20 protein-coding genes and 1 pseudogene are annotated in these 24,767 nt (G+C 63.6%); 10 read left to right on the forward strand and 11 right to left on the reverse strand.

The window, feature by feature from the left end:
- The first annotated feature begins 298 nt into the window (after positions 1-298).
- Positions 299-1,159, forward strand: a complete 861-nt coding sequence (locus tag F6S12_RS07010; protein WP_169892262.1) for a MurR/RpiR family transcriptional regulator — start codon at positions 299-301, stop codon at positions 1,157-1,159.
- Between the two features lie 15 nt (positions 1,160-1,174).
- On the opposite strand, the gene F6S12_RS07015 is transcribed toward F6S12_RS07010, so the two are convergent.
- The 11 genes from F6S12_RS07015 to edd form a co-directional block, all read right to left on the reverse strand.
- The gene (locus F6S12_RS07015) at positions 1,175-2,029 is read right to left on the reverse strand and encodes a D-hexose-6-phosphate mutarotase (protein ID WP_019094568.1); all 855 of its coding nucleotides are present in this window, start codon (positions 2,027-2,029) and stop codon (positions 1,175-1,177) included.
- A 128-nt stretch (positions 2,030-2,157) separates the two neighbouring features.
- Positions 2,158-3,507 (reverse strand): carbohydrate porin, encoded by a 1,350-nt coding sequence (locus F6S12_RS07020; RefSeq protein ID WP_315868802.1) that lies wholly within the window; start codon positions 3,505-3,507, stop codon positions 2,158-2,160.
- An 88-nt stretch (positions 3,508-3,595) separates the two neighbouring features.
- Positions 3,596-4,756, reverse strand: a complete 1,161-nt coding sequence (locus tag F6S12_RS07025; RefSeq protein WP_015636741.1) for an ABC transporter ATP-binding protein — start codon at positions 4,754-4,756, stop codon at positions 3,596-3,598.
- Between the two features lie 3 nt (positions 4,757-4,759).
- The gene (locus F6S12_RS07030; protein ID WP_011062869.1) at positions 4,760-5,605 is read right to left on the reverse strand and encodes a carbohydrate ABC transporter permease; all 846 of its coding nucleotides are present in this window, start codon (positions 5,603-5,605) and stop codon (positions 4,760-4,762) included.
- Positions 5,598-6,506, reverse strand: a complete 909-nt coding sequence (locus tag F6S12_RS07035; RefSeq protein ID WP_011062870.1) for a carbohydrate ABC transporter permease — start codon at positions 6,504-6,506, stop codon at positions 5,598-5,600. Before F6S12_RS07035 ends, F6S12_RS07030 begins: the two co-directional genes overlap by 8 nt.
- 120 nt (positions 6,507-6,626) lie before the next feature.
- Positions 6,627-7,919 (reverse strand): ABC transporter substrate-binding protein, encoded by a 1,293-nt coding sequence (locus tag F6S12_RS07040; protein ID WP_011062871.1) that lies wholly within the window; start codon positions 7,917-7,919, stop codon positions 6,627-6,629.
- A 116-nt stretch (positions 7,920-8,035) separates the two neighbouring features.
- A complete protein-coding gene (locus F6S12_RS07045) occupies positions 8,036-9,295 on the reverse strand; it encodes an AGE family epimerase/isomerase (RefSeq protein WP_041119592.1) in 1,260 nt (419 codons plus the stop codon).
- A gap of 222 nt (positions 9,296-9,517) precedes the next feature.
- Entirely contained in the window at positions 9,518-10,987 is a 1,470-nt protein-coding gene (locus F6S12_RS07050; protein ID WP_019094564.1) for an ATP-binding protein, read from the reverse strand.
- Positions 10,977-11,708 (reverse strand): response regulator, encoded by a 732-nt coding sequence (locus tag F6S12_RS07055; protein ID WP_015636744.1) that lies wholly within the window; start codon positions 11,706-11,708, stop codon positions 10,977-10,979. The genes F6S12_RS07050 and F6S12_RS07055 overlap by 11 nt, the downstream gene beginning before the upstream one ends.
- Positions 11,709-11,777: 69 nt before the next feature.
- Complete coding sequence (locus F6S12_RS07060; RefSeq protein WP_053153413.1) at positions 11,778-12,734, reverse strand: glucokinase; 957 nt, start codon at positions 12,732-12,734, stop codon at positions 11,778-11,780.
- A complete protein-coding gene (gene edd, locus F6S12_RS07065) occupies positions 12,731-14,557 on the reverse strand; it encodes a phosphogluconate dehydratase (RefSeq protein WP_072450791.1) in 1,827 nt (608 codons plus the stop codon). The genes F6S12_RS07060 and edd overlap by 4 nt, the downstream gene beginning before the upstream one ends.
- Before the next feature lie 223 nt (positions 14,558-14,780).
- Between edd and gap the strand changes: the two genes are divergently transcribed.
- The 9 genes and pseudogenes from gap to F6S12_RS07110 all read left to right on the forward strand — a co-directional run.
- The gene (gene gap / locus F6S12_RS07070; RefSeq protein WP_011062877.1) at positions 14,781-15,785 is read left to right on the forward strand and encodes a type I glyceraldehyde-3-phosphate dehydrogenase; all 1,005 of its coding nucleotides are present in this window, start codon (positions 14,781-14,783) and stop codon (positions 15,783-15,785) included.
- A gap of 15 nt (positions 15,786-15,800) precedes the next feature.
- The gene (locus tag F6S12_RS07075; protein WP_011062878.1) at positions 15,801-16,265 is read left to right on the forward strand and encodes a methylglyoxal synthase; all 465 of its coding nucleotides are present in this window, start codon (positions 15,801-15,803) and stop codon (positions 16,263-16,265) included.
- 73 nt (positions 16,266-16,338) lie between these two features.
- Positions 16,339-16,857, forward strand: a complete 519-nt coding sequence (locus F6S12_RS07080; protein WP_011062879.1) for an RNA polymerase sigma factor — start codon at positions 16,339-16,341, stop codon at positions 16,855-16,857.
- A 113-nt stretch (positions 16,858-16,970) separates the two neighbouring features.
- Positions 16,971-17,939 carry a FecR family protein gene (locus tag F6S12_RS07085; RefSeq protein WP_011062880.1) on the forward strand — a complete coding sequence of 323 codons (969 nt, stop codon included), beginning with the start codon at positions 16,971-16,973 and terminating at the stop codon, positions 17,937-17,939.
- Positions 17,940-18,060: 121 nt separating this feature from the next.
- Positions 18,061-20,667 carry a TonB-dependent receptor gene (locus F6S12_RS07090; protein WP_161466161.1) on the forward strand — a complete coding sequence of 869 codons (2,607 nt, stop codon included), beginning with the start codon at positions 18,061-18,063 and terminating at the stop codon, positions 20,665-20,667.
- A gap of 112 nt (positions 20,668-20,779) precedes the next feature.
- On the forward strand, positions 20,780-21,388 hold the full coding sequence (locus tag F6S12_RS07095; protein WP_011062882.1) for a biliverdin-producing heme oxygenase: 609 nt from the start codon (positions 20,780-20,782) through the stop codon (positions 21,386-21,388).
- Between the two features lie 117 nt (positions 21,389-21,505).
- A complete protein-coding gene (locus F6S12_RS07100) occupies positions 21,506-21,907 on the forward strand; it encodes a YbaN family protein (RefSeq protein ID WP_053153419.1) in 402 nt (133 codons plus the stop codon).
- A 186-nt stretch (positions 21,908-22,093) separates the two neighbouring features.
- Positions 22,094-24,238, forward strand: a complete 2,145-nt coding sequence (locus F6S12_RS07105; protein ID WP_152686386.1) for a methyl-accepting chemotaxis protein — start codon at positions 22,094-22,096, stop codon at positions 24,236-24,238.
- A gap of 98 nt (positions 24,239-24,336) precedes the next feature.
- Positions 24,337-24,767 (forward strand): annotated as a pseudogene (locus F6S12_RS07110) (acyl-CoA transferase); the annotation flags it as partial.

The following is a 24,767-nucleotide window of genomic DNA, read 5'->3' on the forward strand; positions in this document are numbered from 1 at the left end:
TATCAAGTTAAGCTACAAATACCTTTTTTCAAGGCATCACTCAAGGAAAAATGTAGTAATAAACACAACATTTTTACAAAATACAGATTCCAGGTGGTGGTCGATCCGGGCCATCAGTAGGATAGGCCACCTCTCAACTTCGCATTGCAGGCGCGCCAGCGACCCGGTGCGCAGCGCAATCGCAGCAAGCTCAAAAGGCCTGCACCGACAATCCGTCGGCGCGCCTTGCTCGATTGACCGCTTCCCGGCCCTGCCCGCAGCGCCTGTCTAGCCGATCTAGGAAACCTTAATGGACCGAGTGCGAAACCTTCTGGAGCAGATCCAGAACCGTCTTGAAGAACTGAACAAGGCGGAACGTAAAGTCGCCGAAGTCATCCTGCTCAACCCGCAGCAGGCGACTCGCTTCAGCATCGCCGCCCTGGCCCAGGCTGCCTCGGTCAGCGAACCGACGGTCAATCGCTTCTGCCGCTCCTTTGGCGTCAGCGGCTACCCGGAACTCAAGCTGCAACTGGCCCAGAGCCTGGCCAGCGGTGCGGCCTATGTCAGCCGTGCCGTGGAGGCCGACGACAACCCAGAGGCCTACACGCAAAAGATTTTCGGCAGCGCCATCGCCTCCCTGGACAGCGCCTGCCAGGCCCTGGACCCGAACCTGATCAGCAAGGCCGTGGACTTGTTGATCCAGGCCCGGCAGATCCACTTCTTCGGTCTCGGCGCCTCGGCCCCGGTGGCCCTGGACGCCCAGCACAAGTTCTTCCGCTTCAACCTCGCCGTCACCGCCCACGCCGATGTGCTGATGCAACGGATGATCGCGTCGGTGGCTCATACCGGCGAATTGTTCGTGATCATTTCCTACACCGGCCGCACCCGCGAACTGGTGGAAGTGGCGCGTATCGCACGGGAAAACGGCGCCTCGGTGCTGGGGCTGACCGCAGAAAACTCGCCACTGGCCAAGGCCAGTACCTTGAGCCTGAACATCCCGCTACCGGAAGACACCGACATCTACATGCCGATGACCTCGCGGATCATCCAGCTCACCGTACTCGACGTGCTGGCCACAGGCATGACCCTGCGCCGCGGCGTGGATTTCCAGCCACACCTGCGCAAGATCAAGGAAAGCCTCAACGCCAGCCGCTACCCGGTGGGCGACGAGTTCAACTGAAGCCGGGCCGGCTCCCTACCCCGCAGCGCGCGCCTGCAAGCTCAGGTGCGCTTGCTCCCCGGGCGCCAGGCGCAGGCTGTCGGTGCCACCCACAGCCGCTTCGACACAGACGAACCGCGACACCTCATTCCAGCTCACCCCCAGCAGCGGCCGGGTGCCGGGGTGCCAGACCACGGTGTCGGCATGGTCACCGGTATCGATGCACAACTCGCGCTGCCAGGCGTGATCCTTGAGCTGCAACTCACCCTCGTGCTGGAACACCCGCTGGCAACCGCCCTCGACCCGCAACTCGCCCTGCTGCTGGCAGACCTGACGGTTCAACTGGTCATAACCCTGGGCGCCATCGAGCCCAGACAGCGCTATCTCGCCGACATCACCAATACGCCAGTAGGCGTGCAGAGCCTGGCTCAACTGGCAGGGTTCGGTGTCCTGGTGCTCGGTGCTCAGGCGCAGGTCCATGCTCTGGCCCAGGTGCGCATGCAGGTCGACCTTCCAGTCGCACAACTGCAATTGCCAGTGCAGGCGCACGCCCTCTTCATCACTGCTGCTGTCCAGCAGCTTCCAGTCCAGCAGCCGCGCCCAGCCATGGGAAGGCCAGGCATTTTCGCTGGGATGGCGCCCATACCAGGGCCAGCACACAGGCACTCCGCCACGGATCGCCCCCACCTGCGGCCACTTCGCCGCACACCACAGCCAGGGCTTTTGTCCGGCCGGCTGGAAGTGCAGCAACTGGGCACCCTGACGACTGAACACGGCCTGGCACAGCGGGTGATCGATCACCAGCACGTCACGCAGTTGATAACGCTCCCAGGCAAACACCGGGCGCTCGCGCAAGGATCTGAAAAAGCGTTGTAGCGGATGCTCATGCATGGGCCGCAGTCCTGAAAATCAATGCTGTCTCGCTACTCATGAGGGGGGCGCCGGCCCGACAAAAAAAAGCGGACGGCCCAGGCCATCCGCAAAATGCGCACAGAGAGAAGGAGCTTATCGCAACGGTCTTAGAACACCGACTGAATTTTCAGGCCGGCCACCAGCGCGTTGTCGACTTCATCCACACCACCCGGGTGGGTGATGTATTGCAGGTTGGGGCGCACGGTCAGCCAGTTGGTGACGTGGAAGCCATAGTTGATCTCGTAGTTGTATTCGGTGTCGCGCAGCGGCATGTACAGCGGGTTGTCGTAGTTGCTGATGCCGTTGTCCTCGTTGATCAGCTGGGCGTTCTTGCGCACATCGTCATTGACGTGGATACGAGCAAAGCCGATGCCGACGTCATCTTTGGGACGCGCATCGAACGGCCCCTTGTACACGAACATCAGCGACTGGTAGTTGTCGACGACGTTGGTGTCCTTGTCGTGGAAGGTGGCGTTGGCGGCGATGTTCAGGCCCCGGGAAGCATCACCGTTGTGGGTGGTGAGTTGCTGCTGCCCGACGAACCAGTAGCCGTGCTTGCTGTTGTGCACGCGATAGGCATCACCCGTGTTCGCGGCATCCTGACCATTGACGTCCTTGCGCACATCATTGGCATCGGCCGTGCTCTTGTAGTAACCGACGCGGTACTCGCCCGGCAGGCTGTTGAGCTTGGGCGACCAGACCAGTTCCACCGGCAACACGGTGCCCTTGGTGCCGCTGCCGCTGAGCTTGAAGCCGTTGCCGTGCTCCAGTTGCGACGGGTTCTGGTTGTAGGCGCCGATTTGCGCATACAGCTCGGGGGTGATGTTGTACTTGATGCGCAGCGCCGCCTGGCTGACCGGCCAGTTGTACCAGATGCCGGTGGCCCAGTTGCCCACCTGGGAGCCGCAGAACGCCAGGTTCTGGAAGTCGCAGGGGAAGGTGTTGAAGTCTTCGCCTTCGCCGAAGTAGCCGGCCTTGACGTCCAGCTTGCCGTCGAGGAACTGGTGCTGAACCCACAACTGGGTCAAGCGGACCATGTGCCCCCGGCCATAGACCTCCTGGGAGGAGCTCAAGGTGCCGGCACGCGGGTCGCCGATGCGGTCGTTGGAGATGTTCTGGCCGTTACGGTTGGTCAGCTGGATCTTGGCCTGGGTGTTGTCCCAGCCCAAAAGCTTCTGCAGGTCGAACGCCACGCCCAGGCCGAACTGGTCGCTGTAGCGCCCAGTCTTGTCGTCGTTGTAACCGCCATGCAGGTTGGCGCCCATTTCACCGACGTAGTCGGCCTTGATGTCGATCCCCTGCTCGATCAGCTTGGTGCGCTCGCCGCCCCAGTCGCCGGTCATCCATTTCGAATCGGCGCTGAACGCCTCATCGGCCATGGCATTGCCGGACAGGACCAGGGCCGCCACCGCCGACAACTGGCAGAGCAATCGGGTGTTGTTGTGTTGCTTTTTCATCCCTACATCCTCGTCTTTATTGTTATTAACGATTTATCCAACGCGGTTTACAGCAATGGCGACGGATGACAGGCCATCCGTCACGGATTCAGCGGCCCTTGAACTGCGCCACATTGCCGCCCCGGGCCTCTGTCACCGGTGCCCCGGCGGCGCCCAGGCGTTCACCGCTCTGGGCGTCGAACAACAGCACCCGGGCCGGATCGAACTGCAGTGTCAGGGTTTCCCCGGCCTCGGGGGCCTGGTCCGGTGCCAGGCGGCAGCAGACCTTGGTGCCATTGAGCGTGACGAATACCAGGGTGTCGGGGCCGGTGGGCTCGATCACCTGGACCTCGGCACGAATGGTCGGCAGGCCGTTGGCCTCGCCCGCGGCCAGGGCGATCTGTTCCGGGCGAATGCCGAGGATCACCTCACGGTCTTCCAGCCCGGCATCCTGGGGCCCCAGGGGCAGCTCGCAGCGAGCCTGGCCACTGTCCAGCAGGGCCAGCAGGCGGCCGTCCTTGCGCTGCAGGCGCAGGGGGATGAAGTTCATCGGTGGCGAACCGATGAAACTGGCCACGAACAGGTTGGCCGGGTCGTTGTAGATCTGCTTCGGGGTGCCGAACTGCTGGATGATCCCGTCTTTCATCACCGCCACCTTGTCACCCAGGGTCATGGCTTCGATCTGGTCGTGGGTGACATAGACCGTGGTGGTTTTCAGACGCTGGTGCATCAGCTTCATTTCTGTGCGCATCTCCACCCGCAGCTTGGCGTCGAGGTTGGACAGCGGCTCGTCGAACAGGTAGATCTTCGGCCGCCGCGCCAGCGCCCGGCCCATGGCCACCCGTTGCTGCTGGCCACCGGAGAGCTGGCCCGGCTTGCGGGTGAGCAGGTGCTCGATCTGCAGCAGCTTGGCCACCCGTGCCACCTCCGCGTCGATCTCGGCGGCGGGCATCTTGCGGATCTTCAGGCCGAAGGCGATGTTGTCGCGCACGCTCATGGTCGGGTACAGCGCGTAGGACTGGAACACCATGGCGATGTCACGATCCTTGGGGCTCATGCCGCTGATGTCGGCGTCGTCCACCAGGATCGCCCCGCCACTGATGTTCTCAAGGCCCGCGATGCAGTTCATCAGGGTGGATTTGCCGCAGCCGGATGGGCCGACGAGGATCAGGAATTCACCGTCATCGATCTTCAGCTCGATGTTCTTCAGGGTGTCCGGCAGGCCGGCACCGTAGGTCTTGTTGACGTTGCGTAATTCGAGAGTTGCCATGCCTTACCCCTTGACCGCGCCGGACGTCAGCCCGCGCAGGAAATACTTGCCGGCGAAGATGTAGACCAGCAGTGTCGGCAGCCCGGCGATCATCGCCGCTGCCATATCAACGTTGTATTCCTTGGCCCCGGTGCTGGTGTTGACCAGGTTGTTCAGGGCCACGGTGATCGGTTGCGCGTCGCCACTGGCGAACACCACGCCGAAGAGGAAATCGTTCCAGATCTGGGTGAACTGCCAGATCAGGCAGACCATGATGATCGGCACCGACATCGGCAGCAGGATCTTGCCGAAGATGGTGAAGAACCCGGCACCGTCCAGGCGCGCAGCCTTGACCAGCGCATCCGGCACGCTCACGTAGTAGTTGCGAAAGAACAAAGTGGTGAAGGCCAGCCCGTAGACCACGTGCACCAGCACCAGGCCGGTGGTGGTGTTGGCCAGGCCGAACTTGCCCAGGGTGAACGAAGCCGGCAGCAGCACCGTCTGGAACGGCAGGAAGCAGCCGAACAGCAGCAGGCCGAAGAACAGCTGGGAGCCGCGAAAGCGCCACATCGACAGCACGTAGCCGTTCATTGCACCGATGAAGGTGGAGATCAGCACCGCCGGCACGGTGATCTTCACCGAGTTCCAGAAGTAGCCACCGACAGTGTCCCAGGCCTTGATCCAGCCGATGCCGTCCACCACCTGTGGCCAGCTCAAAAGGTTGCCGGTGCGGATATCCTCCGGGGTCTTGAAGCTGGTGAGCAGCATCACCACCAGCGGTATCAGGTACACCGCCGCTGCCAGCAGCAGGGTGGCGTAGATGGCGATCCGGCTGAAGTTCAGGGTCGGTTTGCCAAGGGAGTCAGTCATGGCGCTTGCCCCGCAGTTCGGAATACAGGTACGGCACAAGGATGGTCAGCACGGCGCCCAGCATCAGCATGGCGCTGGCCGAACCTATGCCCATCTGGCCGCGGCTGAAGGTGAAGGAATACATGAACATCGCCGGCAGGTCGGAGGAATAGCCCGGCCCGCCCGCGGTCATCGCCGCCACCAGGTCGAAGCTCTTGATGGCGATGTGGGCGAGGATCATGAAGGCACTGAAGAACACCGGCCGCAGGCTCGGCAGGACAATCTTCAGGTAGATGGTCGGCAGGCTCGCACCGTCCACCTGAGCGGCGCGGATGATCGACTGGTCGACACCCCGCAGGCCGGCGAGGAACATCGCCATGACAAAGCCCGAGGCCTGCCAAACCGCGGCGATCACCAGGCAGTACACCACCCGGTCCTGATCCACCAGCCAGTCCAGGCGAAAGCCTTCCCAGCCCCAGTCGCGAAGCATCTTGTCCAGGCCCAGGCCGGGGTTGAGCAACCACTTCCAGGCGGTACCGGTGACGATCATCGACAGCGCCATGGGGTACAGGTACACGGTGCGGATAAAGCCTTCCTTGCGGATGCGCTGGTCCAGCAGCACCGCGAGGAACACTCCCAGCACCAGGCTGATGGCGATGAACATGCCGCCGAAGACCGCGAGGTTCTTGCTCGCCACCCACCAGCGGTCGTTGTCCATCAAGCGCAGGTATTGCTGCAGGCCGACCCACTTGTAGCTCGGCATGAAGCTGGAATTGGTAAAGGACAGAATGAACGTCCAGATGATGTAGCCGTAGAAACCCACCAGCACGATCACCATGCTCGGTGCCAGCACCAGCTTGGGTAGCCAGCGCTGCAATGCATCTAACGGTGAGGCTTTGCTGAAAACCGCCACAGAGCTCATCGGAATAACCCAGTCAGGAGTGAATCCGGGCTGCACACCGTCGCTGCATGGGCCGGGGCACAGGCAGGGCGGCGACAGTCACGGGTGAGCCGCCGGCGTACCGGCGGCGGGGTTCAAGGATTACTGCGCGGCCTTGACCGCCGAAGCCAGCTGCGCACTGGCCTTGGCCGGGTCCGCATCCTTGTCGTTCATGAAGTTGGTCACCACGTCGAAGATCGCGCCCTGCACCGCCAGGGAAGTGGCCATGTTGTGCGCCATGCTCGGCTGCAGGCCGCCGGTCTTCTCGTCTGCCAGGAAGTCCTTGGCCGACGCCTGGGCGCAGGAGTCGAAGCCCTCGGCGCTCATGTCGTTGAGCATGTCGGTACGCACCGGGATCGAACCCTTGTTGATGCTGAAGACTTTCTGGAAGTCCTTGCCCAGGGCGACCTTGGCCAGGTCCTGCTGGGCAGCGATATCGCCCTTGCGGTCGGCCTTGAGCTTGAACACCGCCAGGGAGTCGATGTTGTAGGTGAAGGCCTTGTCGGTACCCGGGAACGGTACGCACTGGTAGTCCTTGCCGGCGACCTTCTTGGCCGCGGTCCACTCGCTCTTGGCCCAGTCGCCCATCATCTGCATGCCGGCCTTGCCGCCGATCACGTCGGCTGCGGCAATGTTCCAGTCACGCCCGGCACGGTTGGGGTCCATGTAGCCGGTGATTTTCTTCAGCTCGGTGAAGGCCTTGGCCATTTCCGGGCCGGAGAGGGTTTTCTGGTCCAGGTCCACCAGGGCTTTCTTGTAGCCCTCCGGGCCCATGACCGAGAGCACCACGTCTTCGAACACGGTGCTGTCCTGCCACGGCTGGCCGCCGTGGGCCAGGGCGATGAAGCCGGCGGCCTTGAGCTTGTCGCCGGCGGCATAGAATTCTTCGAGGGTGGTCGGGGCCTTGTCGATCCCGGCTTTCTTGAACACGGCAGGGTTGATCCACAGCCAGTTGACCCGGTGGATGTTCACCGGCACCGCCACGTAGTCACCTTCGTACTTGACGGTATTGGCCACCTTGGGCGACAGCAGGCCGTCCCAGTTCTCGGCCTTGGCCACGTCCTTGAGGGTATCGGTGCTGAGCAGGCCGGTGCTGCCCCATTCCTGGATGTCCGGGCCCTTGATCTGCGCCACACCCGGCGGGTTGCCGGCCACGGCGCGGCTTTTGAGCACGGTCATGGCAGTGGAACCGCCACCGCCGGCCACGGCGCCGTCCTTCCAGGTGAAACCGTCTTTTTCCACTTGGGCCTTGAGCACATCGACGGCGGCTTTTTCACCACCCGAAGTCCACCAGTGGACGACTTCCACGGAACCTTTGGAATCGGCGGCGAGGGCACTCAGGGGAAACAGAGAGGCAAGGGAAATGACAGTGGCGAGGCGAGAAATCGCATTCATTTGAAGTACCTTTCTTGTTGTTATGCATGCAAGTCTGGTGCTTGCGCTGCAAACGAGTCTAAACAGCCTAGTCGATCATTCGAGTAACGAAGCGATGGGGAAATGTCACCACATGGTTACACAAGGCCCGGAACAGACACCTGGGCCAATGCCGAAGCCATGCTCGGGGCCAACGGCAGGCGCGGGATCAGCACCGCCTGCCAGGCGTGATAGAGGTCCGGTTTGCCGCCCCAGATCCGGGCTGACGGCTGGTTGTCCGGGCCCAGTTCGTGGTGCCAGCTACCGTGCCTGCGGTCGATGAAATGGGCCTCGCAGAATTCCCAGAAACAGCGGTACCAGGCCTCGTACTGGGCCTGGCCGGTGCGTTTGAGCAAGGCGCTGGCGGCGGCGCTGGCCTCGGCGTGGGTCCAGTGCAGGCGCTCGCGCACCACTGGCTGGTGGTCCCAGTCCAGGGTGTAGACCATGCCCGGGGCGCCATCGACGCTCCAGCCATGGCGGCAGTTGCTTTCGAACAGCTTCTGCGCGTCCTGCACCAGCCAGCCGGGGGTCAGCATGCCAGCCTTCACCCGCGAAGCCTCCAGGTGCAGCAACAGCCGCGCCCATTCGAAGCCGTGTCCCGGGGTGGTGCCAAAGGGCCGGAAACCGTCGGCGGGAAAGGCCCGGTTGTAGTCACGAAGTGGTTGCCAGGCGAGGTCGAAATGCTCGATCACCATGAAGTCGTTGGCCGCCGCCTGAGTGTGGATCACCCGTTCGACGATCCGCAGGGCGCGGGTCAGCCAGCGTGAGTCCTGGGTGACATCGGCCAGGGCCAGGAACGCCTCGGTGGCGTGCATGTTGCTGTTGGCACCGCGATAGGCTTCCGGCTGACTCCAGTCGCAGTTGAAAGACTCGCGCAGCGCACCCTCCTCCTCGCTCCAGAAATGCCGGTCGATGATGGCGATGGCCTCCTCCAGCAAACGCTCGGCGCCGGGACGTTGGGCCACCACCGCGGAGCTGGCCGCCAGAGCGACAAAGGCATGCAGGTAGGCGGCCTTGGTGCTGTTGCCGTCGGCCTGCCCGGCCACGGCGAACCAGCCGCCGTGCTCGGCATCACGCAAGGGCCCGCCGAGGGCGGCGATGCCGTGGTCCACCAGAGCGGCATAACCCGGCAGGCCCTGGATATGGGCCATGGCAAAGCTGTGGATCATGCGCGCGGTGTTCATGGTTTCGGCCTGGGCGCCGCTGGGCAGGCGGCCCTGTTCATCGAGGTTGCCAAAGCCCGCAGGAAGCCGTGAGGCCTTGGCAAAATCCAGCAGGCGCAGGCCTTCGGCGGCGAGCCAGGCCTGATGTGCAGGGGCATTCAGCCAACTGCTGAATGGCAGGGAGAGAGCGTCCATGGGTGACCTGTTGTTGTTTTTATCGAAGGCTTGAGTCTAATCAAGCCGCCTGCGACCGCAGGTAACAAAGGACCAGCGCAATGTCACCAAACCGTGACATTGCACTCCCCCATAGGAGCCGGCTTGCCGGCGAAGAGGCCCTTGAGCCCTGTGGTGCCCTTGAGGACACCTTCGCTGGCAAGCCAGTTCCTCCACAAGCCAGCGCTTACAACGGCAGGCAGGTCAGTCGAAGGTCCGGGGCAGGTAAAGGGTTACGCGCAGGCCGCCTTCGCGCAGGTTCTGCAGGCTGACTTCGCCGCCATGGCTGTGGGCGATGTTGCGGGCAATCCCCAGGCCCAGGCCGTAGCCCTGCTGCTGGCCAGCAAGACGGAAGTGCGGCTCGAAGACTTGCTCCAGGCGCTGCTCCGGTACGCCGGGACCTTCGTCGTCGACATGCAGGACAAAGCCGCTGTCGTCGTCTTCGATGTGCAGGTGAGCGTTCTGTCCGTACTTCAGGGCATTGTCGATCAGGTTGCCCATGCAGCGCTTGAGCGCCAGGGGCTTGCCCGGGTAGCTGGCCAGGGCCCGGCCCTGTTGGGTCACGCGGCCATTGCCGTTGGGTGCCAGATAAGGCTCTACCAGGCAGTCGAGTACCTGATTGAGGTCCACCGGCTCGATGTTCTCGTGGATGTCGGTGTCCTTGACGCACTGCAGCGCGCCCTTGACCAGCAACTCCAGTTCATCCAGGTCGCGCCCGAACTTGGCCTGCAGTTGCTCGTCCTCCAGCAATTCCACCCGCAGGCGCAAGCGGGTGATGGGGGTGCGCAGGTCATGGGAGATGGCGCTGAACAGCTGGCTGCGCTCGGTCAGGTAGCGGCTGATGCGCTCGCGCATGCTGTTGAAGGCCCGGCCCACCTCCACCACTTCACTGCCGCCGCCCTCCGCTACCGGCTCGACGTCGGCCCCCAGGGACATGTCCCGCGCCGCCCGGGCCAGGCGCTTGAGGGGCCGGCTCTGCCAATGCACCAACAGGCCGATGAACAACAGCAGAAAACCGCTGGTGAGCAGGATGAACCACACCTGCTGTGCCGGCAGGCCCTGTTCTTCCAGGCTGGTATAGGGCTCGGGCAACAGCGAGGCGATGTACAGCCACTCTCCCGGCGCCATCTGGATCTGGGTCACCAGCACCGGCGGGTTTACCGGTTCCAGGGTCAGGGCGTAATGGGCCCAGGAGCGCGGCAATTCGTCGAGCTTGAGGCCGCCATTGAAGATCCGCAGGTCATCGGGGCTGACGAAGGTCACGGAGATATCCGCGTCATTGCCCAGGGACTGGCGCAACACCTGCTCCACGGCTTGCAACACCGCTTCTTTGCGCGGGGTGGCGGGCAGCACCTGCATGCCCAGGGGCTTGTCGTTCAGGGTCACGACAAACCGCGTACCGCCCATGCTGCGCAACTGGTCCAGCACCAGGGGCCGGTACGCCACCGGCAACGAACGCAGGTAACTGACGCTGGCGGTCATCGAGTGGGCCAGGCTGCGGGCGCTGGTCACCAGCCCTTCGAGCTGGGTGGCGCGCAGCTGGGAAACCCAGATCACGCTGGACAGCGCCTGGGCGAACAGCACCGCCAGCAGGGTCAAAAGCAGCATCCGCCCCAGCAGGGAACGGGGCACCGGCAGGCGCCGCAGCACTTTGCGCAATGCCTCAGTGGCCATTGCCGGCAACCACATTGGCTGCCAATTGATAGCCACTGCCGCGCACGGTGCGAATCAGCCGCGGCGGCTTTTCGGTGTCACGCAGACGCTGGCGCAGGCGGCTCACCGCCATGTCGACGATGCGATCCAGGGGCATCAGGTCACGCCCGCGGGTGGCATTGCCGATGGTGTCGCGATCGAGGATTTCCTGGGGATGGTCGAGAAACAGCTTGAGCAGAGCGAAGTCGGCGCCGGAGAGAATCACCTCCTCGCCATCGTTGTGGAACAGCCGGTGGCTGATCACATCCAGGCGCCATTCGTCGAAGCACAGCACCTCGCCGACAACCCGCTCCTGGGTGAACTGCACGCGCCGCAGCAGGGCCTTGATCCGCGCCTGCAGCTCCCGGGGGCTGAAAGGCTTGCCCAGGTAGTCGTCGGCGCCCAGCTCCAGGCCGATGACCCGGTCGGCCTCGTCGGAGCTGGCGGTCAGCATGATGATCGGCACCTGGCTGCGCTTGGGATGCTGGCGGATCCAGCGGCACAGGCTGAAGCCGTCTTCGTCCGGCAGCATCACATCGAGGATCACCAGGTCGCTGGGCGCCTCGTTGAGGGCCAGGCGAAAGCCGGCCCCGTCGGCGGTGCTGCGCACCTGGAAGCCGCAGCGGCTGAGATAAGTTTCCAGCAGCTCGCGAATTTCCTGATCGTCGTCAACCAACAAAATCGACTTACTGACTGAACTCACCGGGGCCGTCCTTATTGTTAGGCAGGGTGCGCGATTATGCCTGATGCCGGGTCGCCTGCCAGGGCGGCGTCAGCCCTGGGCCTGCTCCAGGGCCACGCCGGCACCGGTGAGCCCGGAATAGGGCGCAGTCACCAGCCACACCGGGATGCCCTTGAAGTAATCGCTCATGCAACCCTTGTCGGCAAAGCTCTTGGCAAAGCCGCTGCGGATGAAGAAATCGGCAAAGCGCGGAATCACCCCACCGACGATGTACACCCCGCCACGCCCCCCGGTGGTCAGCACGTTGTTGCCCGCCACCCGGCCCAGCCAGCAGCTGAACTGCTCCAGCACTTCCCGGGCGACCGGGTCGCCAGCCAGGCCGGCCGCGGTGATGGCCTCCGGTGTCTCGAGCCGCGGCTCATGGCCGTCCACCGCACAGATCGCCCGATACACCCGGGGCAGGCCGCCACCGCTGAGGGCGGTCTCGGCGCTGACATGGCCGATCTCGTCGTGAATGTGCTGCCAGAGCTGGGTTTCCCGCGCACTGCTCAAGGGCAGGTCGACATGCCCGCCCTCTCCCGGCAAGGCCATGTAACGACCGTCGCCGAAGTTCAGCAGGGTGCCCACCCCGAGGCCCGTGCCCGGGCCGATCACCACGGCCGGGCGCAAGGGCTCGGCAACGCCTTCGCAAACCACGCGAAATTCATCCGGCTGCAGGCGGGTCATGCCCAGGGCCATGGCCGAGAAGTCGTTGACCAACAGCAGTTGGTCCACCTGCAACGCCTGGCAGAAAGCCTGGCGGCTCAGGCGCCAGTGGTTGTTGGTGAAGCGAAACTCATCGCCGCTGACCGGGCCGGCCACCGACAGGCACACCGAACCTATGGCACCCAGGGCCAGCCCCTGGTCCCGCAGGTAGGCCTTGATGGCATCTTCCGGGCAGCTGTAGTCCGCAGTGGCGTGGACTTCGATCGCCTCCAGTTGTTGGTCTTTCCACAACGCGAAGCGCGCGTTGGTGCCACCGATATCACCGACCAGGGCCAGTTTCACTTGAGCGTCTCCAGGGCAGAGGTAAAGGCGCTGGCGCCCTGCTCTGCCGAGCTGAAGGCCATGCGCATGAAGGCGAAGAGTTCGCGGCCGGTGCCAACGTTGTTGCCCAGCAGGCCCTTGGCCGGCTCCCGGGCGGCGAATTCTGCGGCGTCTACCTTAAGCTCCAGGGTGCCCTTGACGCCATCCACGCGGATGATATCGCCGTCCAGCACCCGGGCCAGCGCGCCACCCACCTGGGCTTCGGGGCTGACATGGATCGCTGCCGGAATCTTGCCCGAAGCGCCGGACATGCGCCCGTCGGTGACCAGCGCCACCTTGAAGCCGCGGTCCTGCAGCACCCCGAGGAAGGGGGTCATCTTGTGCAGCTCGGGCATGCCGTTGGAGCGCGGGCCCTGGAAGCGCATCACCGCGACGAAGTCCTTCTCCAGCAGGCCGGCCTTGAAGGCATCGGCCAGGTCCTGCTGGTCCTGGAACACCACGGCCGGGGCCTCGACGATCTGGTGCTCCGGGGCCACCGCGGAAACCTTCATCACGCCGCGACCGAGGTTGCCTTCCATGACCCGCAAGCCACCCTCCGCAGAGAACGCCCGGGCCACCGGGCGCAGGATGTTTTCGTCCAGGCTTTCGATCGGGCCGTCGCGCCACACCAGCTTGCCGTTGTCCAGGAAGGGTTCCTGGGTATAGCGGCTCAGGCCGCGGCCGGCCACGGTATTGACGTCTTCGTGGAGCAGGCCGGCTTCCAGCAGCTCGCGGATCAGGAACGACATGCCGCCCGCCGCCTGGAAGTGGTTGATATCGGCCTTGCCGTTTGGATAGACGTGGGACAGGGTCGGCACCACCTCGGAGAGGTCGGCCATGTCCTGCCAGGTCAGCTGGATGCCCGCCGCCTGGGCGATGGCCGGCATGTGCAGGGTGTGGTTGGTGGAGCCGCCCGTGGCGTGCAGGGCAACGATGGAGTTGACCAGCACGCGCTCGTCGACGATCTCGCCAATCGGCATGAAGGCCCCGCTCTGCCTGGTCAGGCGCGTGACCTGCTGCGCCGCCTCATGGGTCAGGGCGTCGCGCAGCGGCGTATTGGGGTTGACGAAAGAGGCGCCCGGCAGGTGCAGGCCCATGACTTCCATCAGCAACTGGTTGGTGTTGGCGGTGCCGTAGAAGGTGCAGGTGCCGGGGCTGTGGTAGGACTTCATTTCCGACTCCAGCAGTTCCTCGCGGCTGGCCTTGCCTTCGGCGTAACGCTGGCGCACGTCGGCTTTCTGCTTGTTGGAAATGCCCGAGACCATGGGCCCGCCCGGAACGAAGATGGTCGGCAGGTGACCGAAGCGCAGGGCGCCCATCATCAACCCCGGGACAATCTTGTCGCAGATCCCCAGCATCAGCGCGGCATCGAACATGTTGTGAGAGAGGGCCACCGCCGTAGACAGGGCGATCACTTCACGGCTCGGCAGGCTCAGTTCCATGCCGGCCTCGCCCTGGGTCACGCCATCGCACATGGCCGGGGTGCCGCCGGCGAACTGGCCCACCGAGCCGATCTCGCGCAGGGCGCGCTTGATCTGCTCGGGGAACACCTCGTAAGGCTGGTGCGCCGATAACATGTCGTTATATGACGAAACAATTGCCACGTTGGCCGCATTCATCATCCGCAGGTTGTGCTTGTCGTCGGTGCCACAACCGGCCACGCCGTGGGCGAAGTTCGCACATTGCAGCTTGCCCCGCTGCGGGCCATCGCTGGCGGCATCGCGGATCAGCGCGAGATAGGCCTGGCGAGTGGCGCGACTACGGGCGATAAGCCGTTCGGTGACCTCAAGAACGCGGGGATGCATGTGTAGAACTCCAGGCTAACGGATGTGGCGACCTGTTTGTCTATGCTGATCAGACGCGCCACCGCTCAGGGACAGCGGAGGATGTTTCTGACCATTTGGACCAGTTGATTCAGGTCACTCGTTGTAGATAAGACAAAATATTGCCACTAAAAAGGCTTGTTTTCTATTTCTATGCGAATAATCTTGTAATTCCAACAACAAATTCAACGACAGGCGTTTGCACATGACTCTTCGAATCGCAATCAATGGTTTTGGCCGTATCGGCCGTAACGTCCTGCGCGCACTTTATACCCAAGGCTATCGCCAGGATCTGCAGATCGTCGCTATCAACGATCTCGGAGACAGCGCTATCAATGCCCACCTGCTGAAATACGACACCGTGCACGGCACTTTCGACGCCCAAGTCGAACACGATCAGGAAAGCCTCACCGTGAATGGCGACCGGATTGCCGTCAGCGCCATCCGCAACCCGGCCGAACTGCCCTGGGCCGCGGAGAAGATCGACGTGGTGTTCGAATGCACCGGCCTGTTCACCGACCGCGCCAAGGCTGCCGCCCATCTGACCGCCGGTGCCCGCAAGGTCATCATCTCGGCCCCGGCCAAGGGCGCCGACGCCACCGTGGTCTACGGGGTCAACCACGACATCCTGCGCCAGTCGCACCAGATCATCTCCAACGCCTCGTGCACCACCAACTGCCTGGCGCCAGTGGCCCAGGTACTGCACCGCGAGCTGGGCATCGACAACGGCCTGATGACCACCATCCACGCCTACACCAACGACCAGAACCTCACCGACGTCTACCACAGCGACCCCTATCGCGCCCGTTCGGCCACCCAGAACATGATCCCGAGCAAGACCGGCGCTGCCGAAGCGGTGGGCCTGGTGCTGCCGGAGCTGGCTGGCAAGCTGACCGGCATGGCCGTGCGAGTACCGGTGATCAACGTGTCCCTGGTGGACCTGACGGTGACCCTCAAGCGCGACACCACCGCCGAAGAGGTCAATGCGTTGCTCAAGAGCGCCAGCCAGCACTCGACGATCCTCGGCTACAACACCCTGCCGCTGGTCTCCAGCGACTTCAACCACAATCCGCTGTCGTCGATCTTCGACGCCAACCACACCAAGGTCAGCGGTGGCCGGTTGCTCAAGGTGCTGGCCTGGTACGACAACGAGTGGGGTTTCTCCAACCGCATGCTGGATAACTGCCTGGCCCTGTGCAACGCGGAATAAAACGGATATTCGTCGATGATCGGTATCAGTTTCACCCACAAGACCATGGCCGCGCGCAAGCGCATCGCCCTGGTCGCCCATGACCACTGCAAGGCGTTCCTGCTGGAGTGGGCCGGGCGGCAAAAGGCGCGCCTGGCCGAGCACGAGCTGGTTGCCACCGGTACCACCGGCCTGTTGCTGAGCAAGCACCTGGGGCTGCCGGTGGAAAGCATGATCAGCGGCCCCCTGGGCGGCGATCAGCAACTGGGGGCGCAGATTGCCGAGCAACGGGTCGACCTGCTGGTGTTCTTCTGGGACCCCTTCGAACCCCAGCCCCATGATCCGGACATCAAGGCCCTGTTGCGGGTAGCGGCGGTATGGAACATTCCGGTGGCCTGCAACGAGTGCAGCGCCGACTACCTGCTCAGCAGCCCGCTGATGAACCAGGCCCATGAGCACCGGATTCCCGACTATCAGGCCTACCTGGCCGGCCGAGGATAATTCACGCAAGGCTTGACCATTGACGTAGATGACAATCATTATCATCTGCTGAAAAAATGGATCAGGCCTTGCTGTGAGTCAATCGCACTTCAACCACGTCTTCCTCACCCAACGCATTTCTCTGCTGCGAACGCTGGAGCGGATGGTCAACAACCACAGCACCGCCGAAGACCTGCTGCAGGAAACCTACCTGCGCGTGACCCGGGCCCTGAGCGAGCGGCCGATCACGCACCTTGAACCCTTTGTCTTCCAGACCGCGCGCAACCTCGCCCTGGATCACCTGCGGGCCCGGCGCATCCAGGGCCGCACCCTGCTCGAAGACGTACCGCCGGAGGTGGTGGAGAATGTCGCCGCGCCCGTCAGCAGTGCCGAAGACGCAGCCCACGCCGAGCAGATGCTGGAACGCCTGAACCTCAGCCTCGGCCAGCTCAGCCCGCGCCAGCAGCAGATCTTCATCCTCAGCCGCCTGCACGGCCACAGTTACCAGGAGATCGCCGACGAGCTCGGGGTTTCACTGAGCACGGTGCAAAAGGAATTGAAACTGATCATGGCCATCTGCATCGGCGTCGCCGAACGTCTCGACGGCCAGTGAGTCTCAACCGCTGAGCAGAATGACTGCGGCAGCCCCGAGCCTTTGTTAACCTTGGCCGGCTTTCGCTCTCTCTTGAAAAAACAGCCGCGCACAGACGCAGCCGAGGAACACCCGTGACGGATTTTCACAGCGCCGAGCCGCCCACCCCTGCCGGCCCGCACTCAAGCACCCTGGCCATGGATCAGGCACTGGATTGGCTGATCGAGCTGGAACATCCGAACGAGGAACAAGTGCGCCAGTTTCATCAGTGGCTGGCGGCTTCACCGCTCAACGCCCAGGCCTTCGAAAAGGCCCAGGCGATCTGGAATGGCCCGCAAGTGGCGCAATGCGCCCTGACCCTGGCAGCGCCACCGAAAGTCTCGCGCCTGGCGCGCCTGCGCCCCCACTGGAAACCCCTGGCCACCGCCGCGGTGCTGCTGCTCGGATTATTCAGCTTCAGCAACCTGCCGCTGCGCCTGCAGGCCGACCACCTGACCCAGGTCGGCGAGCGCCAGCGCCTGCAGCTCGAAGACGGTTCCAAGGTGCTGCTCAACACCAACTCGGCCTTTTCCAGCGACATCAACGATCACCAGCGCGTGGCCCGGCTGTACCAGGGCGAAGCCTTCTTCGAGATCCCCGGCAATCGCGGCCTGCCCCTGGAACTGGACGCCGGCCCGGTCAAGGCCAGCGTGCGCGACACCACCTTTGCCGTGCGCTACCTGGACGGCGTGGCCCAAGTCCAGGTGCAGCGCGGTGACATCGACCTGCGCGCCACCCACGCCGACCAGCGCCTGCGCCTGCGCGCCGGGGAAAGCGTGCGGGTCGGGCCCCAGGGCTTCGACCAGCCGGCCAGGCTCGACGCCGACAAGGAGCTGGCCTGGGTCCAGGGCCGCCTGGTGTTCGAGAACTGCCCCCTGAGCCAGGTCCTGGCCGAACTGCGGCGCTATTACCCGGGCTGGATCGTCAACAACAACGAACACCTGGCAAAGGTCGCGGTAACCGGCAACTACCGCCTGGATCAGCCTCTGGATGTGGTGCGTTCCCTGGCCCACATCACTTCGGCACGGCTTTCCGAGTTCCCGGCACTAGTGATTCTCAACTGAGAACAATTATTTTTACGCGATCTCTACGGGTCGTACGTCTCGTTATAGCCAATGCAACTGATTCGCATTTTGAATGTGTATCTGCACCTATAAAAGTTTCGTGCGACCCGGAGCGCTCTCGATGTCCCCTCGCCTCAACAGCCGATCCCCTGTTCCCTGTGCCCGCCTGCAAAACTGCACCCTGTCGCTGCTGACCGCAGCCATCCTGCTGGCCGGCGTCCACGCTGCCCCCGTGGTGGCCGCCGATGCCCCGGCATCCTCCAGCCAGCGCATGGGCAACTACAACTTCGCTATCGCCCAGCAGCCGCTGGTATCGGCGCTCAACGCCTTTACTGCGGTCACCGGCTGGCAAGTGGGCCTGCCGGCGGAGCTGGGCAGCGGGGTGTCCTCCCCGGGCGTGCGCGGTTCGCTGCCACCGGAAAAGGCCCTGGATCGGCTGCTCAGCGGCACCAACCTGAGCTACCGCAAGCTGGGCAACAACAACATCGTTCTGGAAAAGCGCAGCGCAGCCAATGTGGTGAACCTGCAGCAGGTGACCATCAGCGCCACCCGTCAGGAGCAGGACATCAACTCGGTGCCCAGCACCGTGAGCGTGCACACCCGGGAAGAACTCGACCGCCAGAACGTCAACAACATCCGCGAACTGACCCGTTATGAACCAGGCGTCTCGGTGGGTGGCGCGGGCCTGCGTGGCGGCGGTATCAGTGGCTACAACATCCGCGGCATCGACGGCGACCGGATCCTGACCCAGGTCGATGGCGTAGAAGTGCCCAGCAGCTTCTTCAACGGGCCCTACGCTGAAACCCAGCGCAACTACGTCGACCCGGAAATCATCAAGCGCGTGGAAATCCTCCGCGGCCCGGCTTCGGCGCTGTATGGCAGCAACGCCATCGGCGGCGCTGTGAGTTATTTCACCCTGGACCCGGATGACATCATCAAGCCAGGCCAGGATCTGGGCGCCCGCCTGAAAAGCGGCTACAGCTCGTCCGACAACAGCTGGCTGACCTCCGGCACTTTCGCCGGGCGCAGCGGCGAATTCGACGGTTTGCTGCACCTGAGCCAACGTAATGGCCGCGAAACCGAATCCTACGGCAGCACCGGCGGCACCGGCCTGAACCGTACCGAAGCCAACCCGGAAACCGTGCGCACCACCAGTGTGCTGGCCAAGCTGGGCTGGGACTACAACGACGATTCGCGCCTGGGCCTCACCTACGAGAAGTACAAGGACGACCGCGACAGCAACCAGCGCAGTGTGGTCGGCGGCCTGTTCTTCAACGGCACCGGCAGCAACCTGTACCGCGCCCGCACCGCCAACGACACCATCACCCGCGAGCGTTTCGGCCTGGAACACAGCTTTGCCCTCGACAGCGTCCTGGCGGACAAGATCAAGTGGAGCCTGAACTACCAGATCGCCAAGACCGACCAGCATGCCGACGAGATCTATCAGTCCGGGCGCCGTGTGGCGCGCACCCGAGACACCCTGTACCAGGAAAAGCAGTGGGTCTTCGATGCACAACTGGACAAGGCATTCACCCTGGCCGATACCGAGCACTTGCTGACCTACGGCACCAACATCAAGCAACAGAAAGTGACCGGCTACCGTTATGGCACCGCCACCTGCCTGAACGTGGCCACCAACTGCTCGGCCATTGGAGCCCCCAGCGCATCCCGGGGAGACAGCATCCCCAAATCCAGCGACTTCCCGGACCCGACCATCAACACCTATGGTCTGTTCGTCCAGGACCAGATCCAGTGGAACGACTGGACCTTCCTGCCCAGCCTGCGCTACGACTACACCCAGCTCAAACCTCACGTGACCGACGAGTTCGTCAACACCATCGTCGCCGCCGGAGGCAAGGCCTCGGAAATCAATGCCAACGAAAAGACCTGGCATCGCCTGTCGCCCAAGTTCGGCCTGACCTACGCGCTGACCGAGCAATACACCTGGTACGGCCAATACGCCGAAGGCTTCCGCACACCGACTGCCAAGGCGCTGTTCGGACGCTTCGAGAACCCGGGTGCCGGCTATTCGGTCACCCCCAACCCGGACCTGAAGCCGGAGAAGAGCAAGAGCTGGGAAACCGGCCTGCGCGGCAACTTCGAACACGGCAACTTCGATGTGGCGGTGTTCTATAACAAGTACAGCGATTTCATCAACGAAGATGCCATCGCTCCCGGCTACAACCAGATCAAGTTCCAGACCGCCAACATCAAGCACGCCACCATCAAGGGTGCCGAAGCCAAGGGCCGCCTGAACCTGGACGCCCTGGGTGCTCCACAGGGCCTCTACACCCTGGGCTCGGTGGCATACGCCTACGGTCGCAATGCCGACAACGGTGAACCGATCAATAGCGTGAACCCGCTCAAGGCGGTGTTTGGCCTGGGCTACGACCAGGATAACTACGGCACCTTGCTCAGCTGGACCCTGGTCAAGCGCAAGGATCGGGTCGATGACACTGCGTTCAAAGCCCCGGACGGCCTGACCACCAGCAGCCAGTTCAAGACCCCCGGCTTCGGCAATCTCGACCTCACCGGGTTCTACAAGGTTACCGACGACGTCACTGTCAACGCCGGCCTGTACAACCTGACCGACAAGAAATACTGGAACTGGGACGACGTGCGCGGTTATGACGGCGTCGGCGAGGCCGGCATGCTCAACCCCGCCAACCTCGACCGCCTGACCCAGCCAGGCCGCAACTTCTCGGTCAACCTGGTGTGGGATATCTGACGCCTGGACACCTCACTGCCCTTTTTCATCCAAGGCAGTGAGGATTTTTTACTGTGTCGCGTCTTCTTGTTCGTCTAGTCACTAAGTGCCTCTCATTCTCAAGGACATCTGCATGACCTCCCAGGATTCCTCCCAGCGTCACCACCTGCGCTCCCAACGCCTGAACCAGATCACCCACGAGCCGCATTCCAAGCTCGACGCCCTGGTCAAGGCCCATGCGCCCTTCGAAACCCAAGGTGCATTCGCCCGTTTCGTGGTGGCCCAGTACCTGTTCCAGTCGGAACTGGTGGACCTGTACAACGATGCCGAACTGAACAAGATCGTCCCGGACCTGGCCGAGCGCTGCCGCGCCGAAGCTGCCAAGGCTGACCTGGCCGACCTGGAAACCGAGGTTCCTGCACCAGTGGCCGGTGCCGTCAGCAACCCGAGCCAGGCCGAAGCCCTGGGCTGGATCTTCGTCTCCGAGGGTTCCAAGCTGGGTGCCGCGTTCCTGATCAAGCGTGCCGTGGGCCTGGGCCTGAGCGAAACCTTCGGTGCCCGTCACCTGGGCGAACCAGCCGGTGGCCGCGCCGAAGGCTGGAAAACCTTCACTCGCATCCTCGACGGCCTGGAGTTCACCGCCGAAGAAGAAGCCGCGGCGGAAAAAGGTGCCCTGGATGCCTTCAACCGCTTCACCGTGCTGCTGGAACAGGCTTACTCCGGCGCCGCACAACCGGCCTGACCCGCGTAGTTGCGGGCAGGTGGCGCGCCAAGGCGTGCCCCTGCCCGCAGCGGTATTTTGTCGGCCGGCGGCATTCGCGGATTGAGCCGTACGACGCGTTACCTCATCATCGAAACCATGACCCCCACTCGCCCCTCCTCGTCGAAGATTTCCCGCCTGCTGTTTGGCGCGCTGGCCTATGTCAGCCTGGCCATCGGCCTGATCGCCATCGTCGTACCCGGCCTGCCGACCACCGAGTTCATCCTGCTGGCTGCCTGGGCCGCCACCAAGAGCTCGCCACGGCTAAGCGCCTGGATGGAGAACCATCGCCTGTTCGGGCCTATCCTATGCAACTGGCGCAACGGCCGGATCGTCAGCCGCAAGGCCAAGATCAGCGCCACGGTCAGCATGCTGCTGTGTGCCGGATTGATGCTGACCCTGCTCAACCATCACTGGACGATGTATGCCGCCATTGCCGGCATGACCCTGGGCAACCTGTGGATCTGGTCACGCCCAGAAGCCCTGCCGCAGGCCTCCTGACCTGCGCCCGCTGGCAGCTATGCCCTTGCCCCTGAGGCCATATATGTCAAGGACATGACCGTTCGTCGGCAGCCCCTCACGCAAAGGCCGCCCGAGCCGATGTTCCGGGCATAGCGCTGAATGGACTTGGCGACCGGAGTCATCCGATTCCGTGCTTTCCATCCGTCCTTTCGCGAGATCGCCCCCATGTTCGACTCTCTCTCCATTCGCCTGAAAATAGTGCTGTTGTCCGGACTGTGCCTGTTGGGCGTAGTGGCGCTGATCGTCGGCATGAACCTGTACCAGAGCCAGCAGAACAACCAACTGGTCAACACCTCCAGCACGCGGATGCTCACCGCCGGGGTCGAAGAGTTGCTGCAGGCAAAGGCCGCCGACCAGGCAGTACGGGTGCAGAAGACCTTCGGTGAAAGCAACCTGGTGATCACCGCCCTGGCGGACCAGGTACGCGACCTGCGTGACATGGCGAGCAAGCGCGGCCTGGAAGCTGCGGCACTGCGCGAAGAGCTCAACCACAGCCTGAAGACCGCCTTCGAGCGCAATCCCAAAGTGCTCGGCATCTGGCTGGCCTACGAACCCAACGCCCTGGATGGCAAGGACAGCGAATTTCTCAATGACGCAGCCCGTGCTTCCAACGAACGCGGGCGCTTCGCCACCTACTGGAGCCGATCCGGGGGCCAGCAGTTGAACACCGTGATGGTGGAAGACGACCTGACCAAGACCACCCTCAACCTCAGCGGCACCCCCTACAACGTCTGGTACACCTGCCCCCGCGACAGCCGCCGTACCTGCCTGCTGGACCCCTACGCCGACACCATCGGCGAGGACAAGAAACAGGTGCTGATGACCACCATCTCCCAGCCCTTGCTGGTGGACGGCAAGGTCATCGGGGTGATTGGCGTCGACATCGCCCTGGACTCCCTGCAGGCCGCGGCCGGCGAATCCCAGCGCTTTCTGTTCAACGGTGCCGGGCACATGATGATCGTCGCCGGCAGCGGCTTGCTGGCGGCCGTGGGCGCCGACGCCAGCCAGGTCGGCAAGAACATCAACGAAACCCTCGGCGCCCAGGGCAAGGATATCCTCGCGCTGCTCGCCGGCAGCCAGAACAAGGTCCTGCAACAGGGTGAACTGATCCGCGCGGTCTACCCCTTCAGCCCGATTGCCGATGCCAAGCCCTGGGGCGTCACCATCGACCTGCCGCAACAAGTGCTGCTGGCAGACTCGGTAAAACTGCAAGGCCTGCTGGATGATGCCCAGACCAGCGGCACGGTGAAAACCGTACTGGTGGCCGTCGGCGCCGGCCTGCTGGGCCTGCTGCTGATCTGGCTCAGTGCCTCGGGCGTGACCCGCCCGATCAACAGCGTGGCGCAGATGCTCAAGGCCATCGCCAGCGGCGACGGCGACCTGACCCAGCGCCTGGACTACAGCAAGAAAGACGAACTCGGCGAACTGGTGGGCTGGTTCAACCGCTTCCTCGACAAGCTGCAACCGACCATCGCCCAGATCAAGCAGAGCATCACCGAAGCCCGGGGCACCGCCGACCAGTCTTCGGAGATCGCCCGCCAGACCAGTGAAGGCATGCAAGTGCAGTTCCGCGAAATCGATCAAGTGGCCACCGCCTCCAACGAAATGAGCGCCACTGCCCACGATGTTGCCAACAGTGCCTCCAATGCCGCCCAGGCCGCCCGTGGCGCAGACCAGTCGGCCAAGGAAGGCATGACCATCATCGAGCGCAGCACCCGGGACATCAGCCTGCTGGCCGACGAGGTGAGCAAGGCGGTGGGGGAAGTCGAAGCCCTGGCGGTGAGCAGCGAACAGATAGGGTCGGTGCTGGAAGTGATCCGCAGTATTGCCGAGCAGACCAACCTGCTGGCCCTCAACGCCGCCATCGAAGCGGCTCGCGCCGGGGAAAGCGGCCGCGGTTTCGCCGTGGTGGCCGATGAAGTGCGCAACCTGGCCAAGCGCACCCAGGACTCGGTGGAGGAAATCCGCGTGGTGATCGAACGCATCCAGAGCGGCACCCGGGATGTGGTGACCACCATGCACGCCAGCCAGAGCCAGGCGCAGAACAATGCCGGGCAGATCCAGCAGGCAGTCCAGGCCCTGGGCAAGATCAGCGACGCGGTCACTGTGATCAGCGACATGAACCTGCAGATCGCCAGCGCTGCCGAGCAGCAGAGCGCGGTGGCCGAAGAGGTCAACCGCAACGTCTCGGCGATTCGCACCGTGACCGAAACCCTCACCGAACAGGCCAGTGAGTCGGCCCAGGTCAGCAGCCAGCTCAATGCCCTGGCCACCCAGCAAATGAAACTCATGGATCAGTTCCGCGTGTAAGCGCTGCTCCGGCGCCAGCCGCGGCCGATGACCTGGGGTGATCGACAGCCGCGGCAGTTTCAGGGTGCAATGCCCTCCTCTGATCCACGGAGTGGGCCATGACCGAGTTACTCGCATCCATCCAGGCCGCGCTGGGCCTGGCGTCATCAAGCATCCGGCAAACCGGCCAGGGCTCCCTGCCCTCGGCCTTCGCCGTGACCGACCTGGCCAGCGCCAGCATTGCCGCTGCCGGGCAGGCAGTCGCTGAACTCCTGTACAGCCAGACCGGACGCCTGCCAGAGGTCAGCGTCGACCGGCGCCTGGCCTCGTTCTGGTTCGCCAGCTCGATCCGCCCGCAGGGCTGGAGCCTGCCATCACCCTGGGACCCGATTGCCGGCGACTACGCCAGCCGCGACGGCTGGATTCGCCTGCACACCAACGCACCTCAGCACCGGGCCGCCGCCGAACGGGTGCTGGGAGCGGTGACCGAACGCTCGGCCATGGCCGCCCAGGTGGCCACCTGGAACGCCCTGGAACTGGAGCAGGCGAT

The organism is Pseudomonas sp. JV245A (genome assembly GCF_032424515.1).
Lineage (GTDB): Bacteria > Pseudomonadota > Gammaproteobacteria > Pseudomonadales > Pseudomonadaceae > Aquipseudomonas > Aquipseudomonas protegens.

Bases quoted from the DNA above. Each gene is read 5' to 3' on its own strand.
- F6S12_RS07075 (WP_011062878.1), top strand. From the start codon at position 15,801: ATGATCGGTATCAGTTTCACCCACAAGACCATGGCCGCGCGCAAGCGC.
- F6S12_RS07090 (WP_161466161.1), top strand. From the start codon at position 18,061: ATGTCCCCTCGCCTCAACAGCCGATCCCCTGTTCCCTGTGCCCGCCTG.
- F6S12_RS07020 (WP_315868802.1), bottom strand. From the start codon at position 3,507: ATGAAAAAGCAACACAACAACACCCGATTGCTCTGCCAGTTGTCGGCG.
- F6S12_RS07105 (WP_152686386.1), top strand. From the start codon at position 22,094: ATGTTCGACTCTCTCTCCATTCGCCTGAAAATAGTGCTGTTGTCCGGA.
- gap (WP_011062877.1), top strand. From the start codon at position 14,781: ATGACTCTTCGAATCGCAATCAATGGTTTTGGCCGTATCGGCCGTAAC.
- F6S12_RS07015 (WP_019094568.1), bottom strand. From the start codon at position 2,029: ATGCATGAGCATCCGCTACAACGCTTTTTCAGATCCTTGCGCGAGCGC.
- F6S12_RS07045 (WP_041119592.1), bottom strand. From the start codon at position 9,295: ATGGACGCTCTCTCCCTGCCATTCAGCAGTTGGCTGAATGCCCCTGCA.
- F6S12_RS07025 (WP_015636741.1), bottom strand. From the start codon at position 4,756: ATGGCAACTCTCGAATTACGCAACGTCAACAAGACCTACGGTGCCGGC.
- edd (WP_072450791.1), bottom strand. From the start codon at position 14,557: ATGCATCCCCGCGTTCTTGAGGTCACCGAACGGCTTATCGCCCGTAGT.
- F6S12_RS07095 (WP_011062882.1), top strand. From the start codon at position 20,780: ATGACCTCCCAGGATTCCTCCCAGCGTCACCACCTGCGCTCCCAACGC.
- F6S12_RS07035 (WP_011062870.1), bottom strand. From the start codon at position 6,506: ATGAGCTCTGTGGCGGTTTTCAGCAAAGCCTCACCGTTAGATGCATTG.
- F6S12_RS07050 (WP_019094564.1), bottom strand. From the start codon at position 10,987: ATGGCCACTGAGGCATTGCGCAAAGTGCTGCGGCGCCTGCCGGTGCCC.
- F6S12_RS07030 (WP_011062869.1), bottom strand. From the start codon at position 5,605: ATGACTGACTCCCTTGGCAAACCGACCCTGAACTTCAGCCGGATCGCC.
- F6S12_RS07100 (WP_053153419.1), top strand. From the start codon at position 21,506: ATGACCCCCACTCGCCCCTCCTCGTCGAAGATTTCCCGCCTGCTGTTT.
- F6S12_RS07040 (WP_011062871.1), bottom strand. From the start codon at position 7,919: ATGAATGCGATTTCTCGCCTCGCCACTGTCATTTCCCTTGCCTCTCTG.